General features: G+C 40.5%; 14 protein-coding genes. 10 read left to right on the top strand and 4 right to left on the bottom strand.

Features of this window, described 5'->3' with window-relative positions:
- Positions 1-23: 23 nt before the first annotated feature.
- Positions 24-1,211, bottom strand: a complete 1,188-nt coding sequence (locus tag KHA88_RS15745; RefSeq protein ID WP_213122462.1) for an MFS transporter — start codon at positions 1,209-1,211, stop codon at positions 24-26.
- Positions 1,212-1,423: 212 nt separating this feature from the next.
- Here KHA88_RS15745 and KHA88_RS15740 point away from each other — a divergent pair, with 212 nt between their 5' ends.
- The 10 genes from KHA88_RS15740 (at position 1,424) to KHA88_RS15695 (ending at position 11,468) form a co-directional block, all read left to right on the top strand.
- On the top strand, positions 1,424-2,110 hold the full coding sequence (locus tag KHA88_RS15740) for a copper homeostasis protein CutC (RefSeq protein ID WP_213122597.1): 687 nt from the start codon (positions 1,424-1,426) through the stop codon (positions 2,108-2,110).
- Between the two features lie 315 nt (positions 2,111-2,425).
- Complete coding sequence (locus KHA88_RS15735) at positions 2,426-3,118, top strand: FadR/GntR family transcriptional regulator (protein WP_213099193.1); 693 nt, start codon at positions 2,426-2,428, stop codon at positions 3,116-3,118.
- A gap of 22 nt (positions 3,119-3,140) precedes the next feature.
- Positions 3,141-4,694: an ABC transporter substrate-binding protein gene (locus KHA88_RS15730; RefSeq protein WP_213122461.1), complete on the top strand. Its 1,554-nt coding sequence runs from the start codon at positions 3,141-3,143 to the stop codon at positions 4,692-4,694.
- A 63-nt stretch (positions 4,695-4,757) separates the two neighbouring features.
- A complete protein-coding gene (gene nikB, locus KHA88_RS15725; RefSeq protein ID WP_213099444.1) occupies positions 4,758-5,714 on the top strand; it encodes a nickel ABC transporter permease in 957 nt (318 codons plus the stop codon).
- Positions 5,714-6,619, top strand: a complete 906-nt coding sequence (locus KHA88_RS15720; protein WP_213122460.1) for an ABC transporter permease — start codon at positions 5,714-5,716, stop codon at positions 6,617-6,619. Before nikB ends, KHA88_RS15720 begins: the two co-directional genes overlap by 1 nt.
- A gap of 32 nt (positions 6,620-6,651) precedes the next feature.
- Entirely contained in the window at positions 6,652-7,704 is a 1,053-nt protein-coding gene (locus KHA88_RS15715; RefSeq protein ID WP_213122459.1) for an ABC transporter ATP-binding protein, read from the top strand.
- Positions 7,655-8,647 carry an ABC transporter ATP-binding protein gene (locus KHA88_RS15710; RefSeq protein WP_213122458.1) on the top strand — a complete coding sequence of 331 codons (993 nt, stop codon included), beginning with the start codon at positions 7,655-7,657 and terminating at the stop codon, positions 8,645-8,647. The genes KHA88_RS15715 and KHA88_RS15710 overlap by 50 nt, the downstream gene beginning before the upstream one ends.
- A gap of 77 nt (positions 8,648-8,724) precedes the next feature.
- The gene (ggt, locus tag KHA88_RS15705) at positions 8,725-10,335 is read left to right on the top strand and encodes a gamma-glutamyltransferase (RefSeq protein WP_213122457.1); all 1,611 of its coding nucleotides are present in this window, start codon (positions 8,725-8,727) and stop codon (positions 10,333-10,335) included.
- Between the two features lie 33 nt (positions 10,336-10,368).
- Positions 10,369-10,938 carry a chromate transporter gene (locus KHA88_RS15700; RefSeq protein ID WP_213122456.1) on the top strand — a complete coding sequence of 190 codons (570 nt, stop codon included), beginning with the start codon at positions 10,369-10,371 and terminating at the stop codon, positions 10,936-10,938.
- Positions 10,935-11,468, top strand: a complete 534-nt coding sequence (locus KHA88_RS15695; RefSeq protein ID WP_213099200.1) for a chromate transporter — start codon at positions 10,935-10,937, stop codon at positions 11,466-11,468. Before KHA88_RS15700 ends, KHA88_RS15695 begins: the two co-directional genes overlap by 4 nt.
- Positions 11,469-12,091: 623 nt before the next feature.
- Here KHA88_RS15695 and KHA88_RS15690 read toward each other — a convergent pair.
- From KHA88_RS15690 to KHA88_RS15680, 3 genes are all read right to left on the bottom strand, one after another.
- Positions 12,092-13,015: a nuclease-related domain-containing protein gene (locus KHA88_RS15690; protein WP_213122455.1), complete on the bottom strand. Its 924-nt coding sequence runs from the start codon at positions 13,013-13,015 to the stop codon at positions 12,092-12,094.
- 200 nt (positions 13,016-13,215) lie between these two features.
- Positions 13,216-13,506, bottom strand: coding sequence for a YxcD family protein (locus KHA88_RS15685; protein ID WP_213099204.1), 291 nt, complete (start codon positions 13,504-13,506; stop codon positions 13,216-13,218).
- Positions 13,494-13,949 carry a hypothetical protein gene (locus KHA88_RS15680; RefSeq protein ID WP_213122454.1) on the bottom strand — a complete coding sequence of 152 codons (456 nt, stop codon included), beginning with the start codon at positions 13,947-13,949 and terminating at the stop codon, positions 13,494-13,496. Before KHA88_RS15680 ends, KHA88_RS15685 begins: the two co-directional genes overlap by 13 nt.
- Positions 13,950-13,954: the final 5 nt, after the last annotated feature.

Genomic DNA, 13,954 nt, shown 5'->3' with positions numbered 1-13,954 from the left:
GGCACGCCCCGGTTTTTGTCGAATTATGTTGTTTTAGTTTTTATTAGTATGCGGATGTAGAGAAGGATGGAGCAGAGTACGGATATGGCTGCGACGCTATAGATGGTGCTATAGCCATATAGGTAGGCGATTTGGCCGAAAACTATCGCGCCGATTCCGACACCTAGGTCAAAGAATGAGAAAAAGGTCGCGTTTGCCATTCCCCGCCGATTGGCTTGAACCTCTTTGACAGACCATGCTTGTAAGGCAGGTTGTACAGTTCCGAAGCCAAACCCGTATAGAATGGCAGCAACGTAAAGGGCCATGCTGTTTGGAAGCCAAGCTAGCAGAATCATAGAGACAAGAATTAACAGGGCCCCTGGAATGAATACGGCTTGATGTCCCTTTTGGTCATATATTTTACCTGCAAAGGTACGGGAGAGCATCAATGCGATTGCATATAACAGGAAATACCATTCGATTCCGGCAATGCCTTTCTGCACTGAATAGATGGGCAAGAAAGAAGCGATACCGCCGAAAGTAACTGTAATGAAAAATAAAAGTATTGACGGTGGCAGTGCACTTTTTTCATAAATGTCCCATTTTTTGAGCGGAACAGCCTGCTCATCCACTTGTTTATAGCGAATTTTTGAAGATAACAAAAGAGCTGCTACTCCGAGAATCGCACAAATTAAAAACAGTTGCTTAAAAGACACTATGCCAACTAAGGCAAGACCTAAAGTTGGCCCGAAGGCTAGCGCCAAATTCCCCGAAAGGCCGTAATAACCCATTCCCTCTCCGCGTCTTTTTGCAGGTATCAAATCAGTCGCAATTGTACCGGATGCTGTTGTGGAAAATCCCCAGCCAACTCCTTGGACGATTCTCATAAGAAATAAGAAGAGCATACTGTTTACGAATCCGAAGGAACCGACAGAAAAAACGAAAATTCCCAGCCCTGTCAGGAATACAAAGCGTCTGCCTTTCGACTCCAATGCATGCCCAGCATATGGCCGCAGAAGGAGAGCAGAGAAGGTAAAAATACCAACAACGATTCCAATTAACTGATCATTTCCGCCAAGTTCCTTAACAAAGAGGGGAAGGGTCGGTAAAGTCATTTGAAATCCTAAAAAAACAAAAAAATTAGACATGACGATTAAAACAAAATCCCGTGTCCAAATTTTATCGGAACTCACCCGTTGTCGAGGAGCTTCCTTTACGAGTGATTTACTCAATGAAATCTCCTCCTGTTAGATTAACTTTCAAAGATTATTTAGATACACTAAATATATACCCCATTCTACATCGATTTGTATGAAAATTCCAATAGGGAGAGTTATGGTTTGGTTTATATTTTGATTGAGATCGCTTCATTTGTTGTATTCGCAGAGATGAAGCGGTACAGTCGATAAAATAGATTAATAAATGGAAGGGATTGAAGAAAATAGTGCAAATTGAAATCATTGCAACAAGTGTAAAGGATGCAAAAGTGGCAGAAGAAAATGGCGCAAATCGAATCGAGTTAATTACAGGAATCGCAGAGGGTGGATTGACCCCTAGTTTTGGTTTAATCAAAGAAGTGGTAAATGCTGTGAAGATTCCAGTAAACGTGATGATTCGTCCGCATAGTTACTCGTTTTGCTATAGCGAGGAAGATATGATCACCATGATGGAGGATATTAAAGTTGTTCGCGAAATCGGAGCAAATGGGATTGTGATCGGTACATTGACTCGCGATCATACAATTGATGTCGATGCTTTGGAAAAACTTTTATCCGTTGCGGGAGACTTGGATGTAACCTTTCATAGGGCGTTTGATGAAGTGGTTGACCAGGAAGCCGCTCTAAAGACGTTGTTGCAATTTCCGCAAATTAATAGGGTATTAACATCTGGCGGTCAGCCGAATGTAACTGAAGCCACCGACGTTATTAAAAGCCTGCTACAAATAACGGAAAATAAGCCATTACATATACTTGCGGGGAGCGGTTTGAAGACTAACAATGCGGCTGGGTTTGTAAAACAAACAGGAGTGGAAGAAATCCATTTTGGATCAGGTGTCAGATTTGAAGAACAATCCTTAAAACCCATTGACCCAAATAAAGTTAGAACAATTACTAAAATGTTCGAACGATAATGTGTAAAAAATCATTCGACAAAAACCGGGGCGTGCCTGTCACGCCCCGGTTTTTGTCGAATTGAAATTTATTTCTTCTTTCTTTTCTGAATTTTTAGCTTGATTTCAGTTTGGTTATCGTATAGACTTAAAAACTATTAAAGGAGTGCAATTTTCTATGTATCATTTTTGGGTCGAGTATTCAGAATAATGTATGTATTCAGCTGAAAAATATTTTTGCATCCCAGCGAATACATCTATTATTTTCATACTATGCTTTAACCTGTCAGACAGGTAAGACAAGAGAGGCGGATTCATTTGGGAGGTGATCGAAGTTTGGCTAAGAAAGTGAGTACGCTCGTTACTGAGTATATTACGCAAGAAATAAAAAGCGGCAAATATGCTGTAGGCGATAAGCTCCCATCGGAGCGGGAGTTAACAGAAATATTGAGCGTAGGAAGATCATCCGTTCGGGAGGCTCTAAGTACACTTGTTGATATGGGTGTATTAGAAAAAAGAATGGGGATCGGAGTTTTCGTTAAAACGACGGAATTAAATAATTTAATAGATTCTTACGTCGTATCTGCATTAATGGATACAAATTTATCGAAGGAATTATTGGAGTTTCGTTTGATGTTGGAAATGGTGATCGCTGGGAAAGCAGCAGAAAAGGCAACTGAACAAGATATCATTATGATGGAAAATGCGTTAGAGATGCATAGTGCCGCAATAAAACTTAATCAACCCACTTTAAAGCCAGATGAGCTTTTTCATAAAGCGGTGGTCATGTCTACCCAAAATAGCATTTTAGTAAAGGTTTATGATTATATTTCTGACTTACTTCATTCTTTTAAACTCGAAATGTTAAAAGTTGAAAATAAACAAATAAGCCTAGATCATCATAGGAAAATTTTTGAGGCGATTAAAAGTGGTCATGAGGATGAAGCCAAACGAGCAATGAAGGAACATTTGAACGAAGTAAGCAACAGATATGAAGAGATAGAAAATCAGCAGCTAACAAAATTATAAACATACATATTGGAGGAAGAAAATGAGGAAACTACTTTTTTTATTAATAGTCTCAATTTTTGCAATCATCACTACTGCATGCGGTAGTAATTCGTCATCAACAGAAGGTAAAGAGACAAAAAATGCAGCCAATTCAAAAACAAAGTTGGAGTCAAAGGATACATTAGTCATCGGACTTGACGACGATCCGCCGCAACTAGACCCACATATGTCATCAGCAGCGGTAGACCGTCAAACATTCCAAAGTCTGTATAACAAACTCGTAGACATTGACGAGAACTTAGACATTATCCCGGAACTCGCGAAAGAATGGGATATCAGTGAAGATGGAAAAACTTATACGTTTAAATTAGAAGAAAACGTCGTCTTTCACGATGGGACACCGTTCAATGCGGAAGCAGTAAAATTCAATTTTGACCGTATGCTTGATCCGGATATGGGTTCACCAAGAACATCTGAGATTGCTTCCATTTCAGAGGTAAATGTAAAAGGTGACCATGAAGTGGAAGTAAAACTGAAAGAAGCCTATTCACCATTTTTAGCTGCACTTACAGATCGTGCTGGAATGATGGTATCGCCGACGGCAGTTAAAGAATTAGGCAAGGATTTCGCAAATAAGCCGGTAGGAACAGGGCCATATAAACTTGAAGAAAGGGTAACCCAAAGTCATATTAAATTAACGAGATTCGAAGATTACTGGGGAGAAGAACCGAAAATCAAAAACATTGTCATCAAACCATTTTCTGATGCAGATGTGCGCGTAACGAATCTAGTTTCTGGTGATTTAGATATTATTAATAAAGTAGCTTATAAAGATTTGGAAGATTTACGTAATAATGAAAATATCACATTATTGGAAAAAGACTCCCTCCAGTTCCAAGGGATCCAGCTAAATAACAAAGTTGCACCATTTGATAATAAAAAAGTCCGTCAAGCGCTTAACTATGCTATTGACCGTGAAGCTATCACAAAAGTAGTTTTCCATGGCGGTGCCGTACCTGCAGTAAGTGCGTTTCCGGATTCAAGCTGGGCGAGTCCTGGTATCGAAGTTCCAAAAGCCGATGTTGAAAAAGCGAAAGCATTGATTAAAGAATCTGGCGTTGAAAAAATTAGCTTTACATTAAAAATTACTCCGAAACCTGAAGAGCAACAAATCGCTCAAATGCTGCAGTCAATGCTAAAAGCTGCTGACATTGACATGGAGATTGAAATGGTTGAATTCGGAACAATGCTTGAACAACAAGACAAAGGAGATTTTGTTGCACTTCGTCTTGGATGGAGTGGACGAACTGACCCGGATGGGAACAGTTATTCATGGTTCTATACTGGGGCTCCACTGAACAAATCTTTCTATTCTAATCCGAAAGTAGACGAGCTGTTTACAGAGGCAAGACTGATATCCGATCAAGCAGAACGTGCAAAACTTTATAAAGAAATATCAGAAATCATATGGGAAGATGCCCCTTATATTTTCCTATATCACGAAAAAGACTACAAAGCGATGAAGAAAAATGTAAAAGGATTTAACCATATCTCAGATACGATGATTCGTACGGAGACAATGTATTTCGAATAAGACAAGACGATAAAGTGTTGCTTTGTGCAACACTTTATCCAATTTGAAAATGGAGGTGTAGAGGTGTTATCGTTTTTGCTTAGAAGAATGGGCCTTATGATAGTCATCTTGTTTTTAGTAAGTATCATGATTTTTTCTTTGGTAAATGTTTTACCAGGTGATCCAGCGCGGCTCATCCTAGGCCAGGAAGCTACACCTGAAGCATTGGAAGCTTTAAGAGCGGAAATGGGATTAAATGATCCTTTAGTAGTTCAGTATTTTCATTGGATTTCAAATGTCATCCAAGGTGATTTTGGAAATTCCGTAAAAGATAATACCGCTGTGGCAGATATTTTAATCGCAAAAATTCCTGTTACTCTTCAACTCACAATCATGTCATTTCTCATCGCCCTCATGATTGCTTTACCGGCAGGGATCATTAGTGCAACGAGAAAAGGAACGCTCTGGGATTACTCTGGTACATTCTTTGCGCTTTCTGGTGTTTCGTTGCCGCCGTTTTGGCTTGGAATTCTATTAATTTATATTTTTGCCGTTACATTAGGATGGTTACCGCCTTCAGGCTATGTTTCTATGAAGGAAGACTTTGTTAGAAGTCTTACACTTATGATCTTGCCGGCCATCACGATCGGCATTAGGCTCTCCGCTGAATTAACGCGAATGCTTCGTTCCAGTTTATTGGAAGTTTTACAATCTGATTTTATTCGTACAGGCTATGCAAAAGGATTGCTGGAGAGAGCCGTCATCTTTAGACATGCTTTAAAAAATGCTTTAATACCAGTCATTACTGTAAGTGGATTGCAAATGGCAACATTTTTAGGTGGAGCAGTCATTACAGAGACGATTTTTGCTGTTCCGGGAATCGGGCAATTAATTGTAAAATCGATTCTTACCCGCGACTTCCCAGTAGTTCAAGGCGCAGTCATGTTTATGGCTCTTGCTGTTATTATTATTAACTTCTTAGTAGATATTGCCTATTCCATCCTCGATCCAAGAATCAAGTTGACTGGGGGGACGAAATAATGGCACAAAACCTTACGATGAAAAATCAAGAAATACAAGTGCATACCAAAGTTGAAAGTCCGCGTATGAAAATGTTTAAAACGATGTTGGGGCGACTTTTTCAAAATAAATTAGCGGTTGCCGGTGGCCTATTCACTTTTTTATTGATCTTTATGGCATTTTTCGCTCAGTATTTAGCGCCTTACGAACCGTCAGCACAAAATTATGAAGTGATCATGTCTCCTCCGAGCGCAGCCCATTGGTTTGGAACGGATGAACTTGGACGAGATATTTTAAGTAGAGTCATATACGGAGCTCAAGTATCATTGAAAGCCGGTTTGATTTCCGTTGGAATTGCCCTTGCTGTCGGCATCCCGATCGGATTGATTTCAGGTTACTATCGTGGATTTTGGGACGAGTTCGTCATTATGCGAATAACTGACGCAATGCTTTCTTTTCCACCATTAGTATTGGCATTATCTTTAGCAGCTGTTTTAGGGGCAGGGCTTGAAAATGCGATGATTGCCATTGGAATCGTGCTTACACCGAATTTTATCCGCTTAATCAGGGCAGAAGTGCTCGCTCATCGTGAAAGAGAATATGTAGAAGCAGGCCGTGCCACCGGTTTAAGAGATTGGAGAATTTTATTGCATCATATTTTACCAAACACAATGGCACCGATTATGGTTCAAGCAACTTTAGCGATTGCGGGGGCGATTATCTCCGAAGCGTCTTTAAGTTATCTCGGTCTTGGTACACAGCCGCCAACGCCAAGTTGGGGAGCGATGCTTGCCGCTGGCCAAGGGTATTTAGAGCTTGCTCCGTGGATGGCATTATTCCCAGGCGTCTTTATTTTTCTAACGGTCATGTCGATTAATTTATTTGGCGATGGAATTCGAGATATGTTAGATCCGAAATTAAAATAATTGTACGAAGTGTTTAGATAGGAGTGCTCATATTGACTAGTACCCAATTAGAAGTGAAAAATTTACATGTCGGATTTAAAAGTAAAAAGGGATTTACTACGATATTAAACGGCGTTGATTTTGCGGTCAGAAAAGGAGAAACACTTTGTATTGTCGGTGAATCAGGCTGCGGTAAAAGTTTAACATCGCTATCCATCATGGGTTTGTTGCCAAAGTCAGGGCAAATAAGCGCAGGTCAAATTCTGTTCAATGGCCAAGATTTATCAAAAAAGAATATGAAAGAAATGAGCAAGATCCGCGGTAAAGAAATATCGATGATTTTCCAAGAACCGATGACATCATTAAATCCTGTTCAAACAGTTGGAAAACAAATTGAAGAGGTTGTGAAAATACACCAAAAGATCGGGAAACGTGAAGCGCGTGAGAAAGCGATCGAAATGCTGCGGCTCGTAGGAATTCCTGCACCGGAAAAAAGAATCGATAACTATCCGCATGAGATGAGCGGCGGTATGCGTCAGCGTGTCATGATTGCCATGGCGCTGACGTGCAACCCAAAACTTTTAATTGCAGATGAACCAACAACTGCACTTGATGTAACGATACAGGCACAAATCCTAGAGTTGATGAACCGCTTAAAAACAGAATTGGACATGTCCATTATGATGATTACTCATGATTTAGGTGTTGTATCAGAGGTAGCAGATACCGTATTGGTCATGTATGCAGGCAAGGTAGTGGAGTATAGCGATGTAAAAACTTTGTTTACAAACCCAAAGCATCCCTATACACAAGGACTAATTGAATCCATTCCGAAATTAAATGAAGAACAAGATGAACTTCCAATCATTAAAGGATCTGTTCCAAATCCTGAAGATATGCCAAAAGGGTGTCGATTCTCAACAAGATGCAATTATGCTGTGCCTTCATGCTTTGAAAAAATGCCGGAGCTAGTCGGCGATGAGAAGCATCAAGTAAGCTGTTGGAAGTATACGGATCAATGGGAAAAGATGGTGAAACAAGGAGGTGCAGCAGACGATGTCAGTCGTAGAGAAACAGCAGCAACAGCAGCCCCTACTGGAAGTTAAGGGATTGAAAAAGTACTTTTCTGCAGGGGGAACGGGTTTTTTAAATAAAGATCAAAAATTTGTTAAGGCAGTCGATGATTTATCCTTTTATGTAAATGAAGGCGAAACACTAGGGATCGTCGGTGAATCGGGCTGTGGAAAATCAACAATGGGAAGGGCCATTCTTCAGCTGCAAAAGCCGACGGAAGGTCAGGTCTTGTTTCAAGGTAAGGATATCAGCAAATTTAACGCCAGACAAATAAGGGAATTACGAAAAGATATCCAAATTATTTTTCAGGACCCTTTTGGCTCTCTCAACCAAAGAATGACTGTTGGTTCGATGTTAAGTGAGATTGTCAGAGTGCATAAAATCGTTCCGAAAAAAGAGGAGCTAAAGTATATTCAGCAGCTCCTACAAGATGTTGGCTTGAATCCAGAGCATTATTGGCGATATCCTCATGAATTCAGCGGCGGACAAAGGCAGAGGATCAGTATTGCAAGAGCACTCGCTGTTCAGCCAAAGCTCATTGTTTGTGATGAGGCAGTTTCAGCATTGGACGTTTCTGTTCAAGCTCAAGTATTGAACCTGCTTCAAAAATTAAAAAAAGAATATCAATTAACCTATATTTTTATCTCCCATGATTTATCTGTTGTTAAACATATTAGTGACCGGGTTGGGGTCATGTATTTGGGCAAAATGATGGAACTATCCGACAAGCATATGATTTATGAAAATCCACTTCATCCGTATACGAAAGCATTATTTTCTGCCATCCCAGAAGTTTCGGCAGAAGTAAAAAAGCAGCGGGTCATATTGAAAGGGGACGTTCCTAGTCCACTTGACGTTCCAAGTGGCTGTTGTTTCCATACGAGATGTCCATTAGCAACAGAGAAATGTAAAGTGGATATTCCTGCATTTAAGGAAGTGGAGCAGAAGCATTTTGTCGCCTGTCATTATGCGTAGAACCATCCATGGATTTGATTATTTAATATTCTATAAATATACTATATTAGAAAAATACTTTTAGGGAGTGCAATTAAATGAAGCTAGATCATTTATACCAGCCATATTTGGCACAGCGAAATTCGGTGTTTGCAAAAAATGGTATGGTAGCAACATCCCAACCACTTGCAGCAGAGGCAGGGATGGATATTTTGAAAAAAGGCGGAAATGCGATAGATGCAGCGATCGCTACAGCTGCTGCCCTTACAGTCGTTGAGCCGACATCGAATGGAATTGGCGGTGATGCGTTTGCACTTGTTTGGACAAACGGAAAATTGCACGGTTTAAATGCGAGCGGTCCTGCCCCGCAATCGATCTCAGTTGACGCGTTAAAAGAGCGTGGACATGAGAAAATGCCAGTTCATGGCGTGATCCCGATTACCGTACCTGGGGTGCCTGCTGCTTGGGCTGAGCTATCAAGAAAATATGGTAAACTTCCGTTGACTGAAGTTCTTGAGCCGGCAATTCGCTATGCTGAAGAAGGATATCCGATTTCGCCAATCCTCGGGAAGTTCTGGAAGCTTGCATTCGATAAGTTTAAAGAAATCTTTACTGGGGATGAATACAAGCCATGGTTTGACACCTTTGCACCAGATGGCCGTGCACCTGAAATCGGTGAGATGTGGAAATCACCGGGCCATGCAGCAACTTTGCGCTCCATTGCAGAAACAAATGCTGACAGCTTTTACAATGGCGAACTGGCAGAAAAAATGGCCGATTATGTTCAAAAACACGGAGGTTTTTTATCGAAAGAGGATTTGGCAGCTTACAAACCGGAGTGGGTTGAACCGATTTCCACCAACTATCGTGGCTATGATGTATGGGAAATTCCTCCGAATGGCCAAGGAATCATCGCTTTAATGGCATTGAAAATTGCAGAAGGCTTCCAATTTACAGAAAAAGAACATGCCAATACATATCATAAGCAAATCGAAGCGATGAAGCTTGCTTTCACGGACGGAAAAGCATTCGTGACTGAGCCTGGCGACATGCCTTTGCCAGCGGATGAGTTGCTATCAGAGCAATATGCAGAAAAGCGGCGCCAGCTAATTGGTGATACAGCGGGAGAGCCTACACCAATGGACTTGCCTAAAGGTGGAACCGTTTATTTAGCCGCTGCTGACGGCGAGGGCAACATGGTTTCATTTATTCAAAGTAACTACATGGGCTTTGGTTCAGGGATCGTCGTGCCGGATACAGGAATTGGCCTGCAAAACCGCGGACATGATTTTTCACTAGAGGAAAACCATCCGAACGTGTTAAAACCGGGAAAGAAAACATATCACACGATTATTCCAGGATTTTTAACGAAAGATGGAGAGGCAGTTGGTCCATTTGGTGTAATGGGTGGATATATGCAGCCGCAAGGGCATTTCCAAGTCATTTCAAATACAATCGATTTTCATTTAAACCCGCAAGCAGCACTCGATGCTCCGCGATGGCAATGGATGGAAGGGAAAAAAGTTGTTCTCGAACCCGGATTTCCAAATCATATCGCACAAGCACTCGCACGCAAGGGGCATCAAGTCCAAATTGCCGTTGATACCGGCAGCTTCGGACGCGGACAAATCATTTGGAGAAATCCGGAAACAGGTGTCCTAATGGGCGGTACTGAATCGCGGACGGACGGATCCATTGCAGTTTGGTAAAAATATATTTTAGCAGTAAAGGCAGTTGATTTGATGAAACAAAGAGATATATTCATCGCTTTTTTCCGTTCGGGAATGCTTGGGTTTGGCGGCGGACCATCCGCCATTCCTCTCGTACACAGGGAAGTGGTGGTCACTTATAAATGGATGAGTGATGAAGAATTTTCTGATGTACTTGCACTTGCCAATGCGCTTCCAGGCCCGATTAATACAAAGATGGCGGGATATGTGGGCTGGCGGGTAGGCGGGTTCGCCGGGATGTTGAATGCTTTATTTGCTACTTCCGTTCCGACTGTAGTCCTAATGATTTTATTTCTATCGTTATTGACTGCTCATAAGGATAAACCATGGGTTTCGGGAATGTCGAGTGCAGTTTTGCCCGTAGCCGGCGTGATGATGGGCATCTTGACATGGGACTTTATCGTAAAATCAAAAAAATCCCTTGGTTGGATGGGGACAGTGCTCATTCTCGCAGTTAGCATCATCATTATGGAATTGCTTGGCATCCATCCTGCCATATTGATCGCTGCACTGCTTGTTACAGCGCTCTTGTCAGGCACAAAGGGAAGAAAGAAAAGGCAAGAGAAGGGAGTTCAAGCATGATCTACTGGCAGATTTTTCTCGCCTTTTTCATACCAGGTATACTCGGTTACGGCGGCGGTCCGTCCTCCATACCACTGATTGAAAATGAAGTAGTAGGCCGGTATGATTGGCTGACTGTTCATGAATTTAGTGAAATGCTTGCACTCGGAAATGCGCTTCCAGGTCCAATTGCTACGAAAATGGCCGGCTATATCGGTTATCAGCAAGCTGGCATCCCTGGTGCTGCCGTTGCCTTATTTGCTACAGTCGCTCCTTCACTTATTTTAATGATTGCCTTACTTGGCCTTTTATTAAAATATAAAGATTCACCAAAAGTAAAAAAAATGACCCTGCTCGTAAGGCCGGCAATCGCCGTCCTACTTGGCGTCATGACTATCAGTTTCTTTTTAAGTTCTATATCAATAGAAGGTTCCGGTTATGTGCAAACAATTCTCATCGCTGGAGTCAGCCTTCTTTTACTGCAAAAGTGGAAATTGCATCCTGCATACGTCATTGCGGGCGCCCTTGTGTATGGAGCGGTTTTTTTATAGGGTATTTAACTTGGATACATGTGGTCACCATTGCAATACGATGGTGACCGTTTTTTATTTGGGAGAAGTTTCAGGATTCGACAGGTGCCTGTCACTACCCGAAATTTGTCGAATGAATGTTCAGTAGGAGGCTCTCTTGAGGACAGAGATCTTGGACAATAGGATGGGAAAGGGACCATGAAGCATTCATAAGGACAGAGATCGGTGAAAATATGTGAAAATGGGAATCATGAAGCGTTCATGAGTACAGAGATTCAGGAAATTCAGATAGAAAGGGAATCATGAAGCGTTCATGAGTATAGTGATCCAGGAAATTCCTATAAAACGGGAATCATGAAGTGTTCATGAGTACAGTGATCCGGGAAATTCAGATAGAAAGGGAATCATGAAGCGTTCATAAGTCCAGTGATCCAGGAAATTCCTATAAAACGGGAATCATGAAGCGTTCATAAGTCCAGTGATCCGGGAAATTCCTATAAAACGGGAATCATGGAGCGTTCATAAGTACAGTAATCGAGGAAATTCAGATAAAACGGGAATCATGAAGTGTTCATGAGTACAGTAATCTGAGAAATTAGGATAAACCGGGAATCATAACGATAGAAATCTGGAAATGGAGATAATTAAGACTTTGGTAAATGAACATAATATGAGAACTTACCTTGCCCCACTTTACGGAAGTTTTTTGTTAAAATCCTCCAAACTCTTTTTTTGGACACAATAGCTTCACACCATTCGTGAACGAGGTTTGTTGTAACTTTTTTATCAGGGAAAAGAAGCGTCAATTGCTCTACGTTTCGTAAAATAGCGGATTCAATGTCTTCTTTACACAAGCATTTAGCACATACCAATTTGTTTTCTTCCCGAGAAATCAAGAAGGAATAACAACATTTACAAATTACACCTTTTCTTAGCTGTTCATAATCATAGTTCGGTACTTGTGTAAAAGAAGAATCGTTTAAATGTTTATTTACTAGTAGTTCAGCGAATCCGGAATGTTTTTCATTTAGTTTTGATGATTTCTTATTTAAATTTTTCATAAAATAATGAAGTTGTGTTGGAAAAATAATAGGTAGGTTTCGAGGGGCTTGGTATAAAGTAAACTTGGGGCTGATGAAGATTAGATATGCTTCAATGGAAAAGTTGAAATTAAGATCTTGGAGTAAGCGTCGAAGTAAAAATTCACTTCGTTTTAACTGGAGGAGTGGATCCTTAATTTCATTACCAGATGCCACCGAGTACCACTTATCTGCGTCGATATAATAGTCTCCTTCATAATTTTTAACTTCAAAAAGAAAAATGCTGTGTCGAGATACTAGTAGTGAATCGATTTGAAACATCGTATTGTTAACTTCTAGTAATAGGTCGCTCAGGATTAACCATTCATCCGAAAGATTTTCTAGCAGCATATCAAAGCTTAATTCACCTTCATAACCTTTCTTTAAGTTTACATAATACTGCTTTTCTTTGTCCGTTAAATTCATTCGTTTGCTTAAATATCTTAATAGCTGTAATTCCGTCGATTCATAGCGTGGTTTGATAAACATTTCCCACTTCCTTTCTATAAAACTATCATATGGAAGTTATTTCATATTTTCAAGTATGGAAAAGCTTCTTCTTGTTAAGTTTATATTTATAAACAATGAAGAAGACTTGTATAACAATAAAAAACTCATCCAATAGCGAAAAGGATGAGTTTTTAAATTCGGGGGGTGACAGGCACCACCCGGATTTTGTCGAATTTTGTCTAGTTGTTAATGAGAGCAATGATTCCTTCTTCGTCGTCTAATTGCAGTTCGATTCCGGCATATGGGTTTTCGTTCATAAATTCATCAAGCCATAGGCGCAGGGCTTCAATTAAGTTTGCGGCAATGAGAACTTGCTTCCGCCCATCGACAAAGACTTCTGCAGAGAAGCCATAATCGTCATCATGCATTAGCTCCACTTCAACCTCTTCGGGCTTGACTTGCTTTTTGCGAGATATATAAACGCAAACCGCATTTATGATATCTTGCTCAGGAATCATTAACCTCTCCATGGATTAATATCCTCTTTTTTCTTTTTCTCATTGAAAAAGGCGAAAATTTTACGAATAACCGAGATTAAAATCATAATCGCAGCAATATTGATGATAAATCCAAGAATTGAACCTAATTCTCCCATGTTTGCGAAAATGCTGCCAAATAAAAGTCCAGCTATTCCACCAAACATAAGGCCTTTCATAAGACCACCAGACATAAAGCCGCCTTTGTTATTGGTAGCAGTAGTCGATTTATTATTTGTTGTATTTGAATTTGAATCTTGCTTTTTCTTTTGGAAGTTAGAATTGTTGTTGATCTTACTGTTATTCATGTTAAAACCTTTTTTACCGGACTTGTAACCTCTTGCTTCGACAGTTGTTGAATGATCTTGAAAAACAAAGTTCCCAACAGGTGATAGTAGAAGTACTGTTGCAAATAAAGCTGCTAACATTTTTTTCAATTAAT

It is taken from the genome of Lederbergia citrea, from assembly GCF_018343525.1.
In the GTDB taxonomy this organism is placed as follows: Bacteria; Bacillota; Bacilli; order Bacillales; family Bacillaceae_C; genus Lederbergia; species Lederbergia citrea.
The sequence above is the reverse complement of the archived record's forward strand: the minus strand, read 5'-3'. Positions and strand labels throughout refer to the sequence as shown.

Excerpts from the sequence above, each read along its gene's own strand:
- KHA88_RS15730 (WP_213122461.1), top strand. The coding sequence starts at position 3,141 with ATGAGGAAACTACTTTTTTTATTAATAGTCTCAATTTTTGCAATCATC.
- KHA88_RS15720 (WP_213122460.1), top strand. The coding sequence starts at position 5,714 with ATGGCACAAAACCTTACGATGAAAAATCAAGAAATACAAGTGCATACC.
- KHA88_RS15710 (WP_213122458.1), top strand. The coding sequence starts at position 7,655 with ATGTCAGTCGTAGAGAAACAGCAGCAACAGCAGCCCCTACTGGAAGTT.
- ggt (WP_213122457.1), top strand. The coding sequence starts at position 8,725 with ATGAAGCTAGATCATTTATACCAGCCATATTTGGCACAGCGAAATTCG.
- KHA88_RS15700 (WP_213122456.1), top strand. The coding sequence starts at position 10,369 with ATGAAACAAAGAGATATATTCATCGCTTTTTTCCGTTCGGGAATGCTT.
- KHA88_RS15695 (WP_213099200.1), top strand. The coding sequence starts at position 10,935 with ATGATCTACTGGCAGATTTTTCTCGCCTTTTTCATACCAGGTATACTC.
- KHA88_RS15690 (WP_213122455.1), bottom strand. The coding sequence starts at position 13,015 with ATGTTTATCAAACCACGCTATGAATCGACGGAATTACAGCTATTAAGA.
- KHA88_RS15685 (WP_213099204.1), bottom strand. The coding sequence starts at position 13,506 with ATGGAGAGGTTAATGATTCCTGAGCAAGATATCATAAATGCGGTTTGC.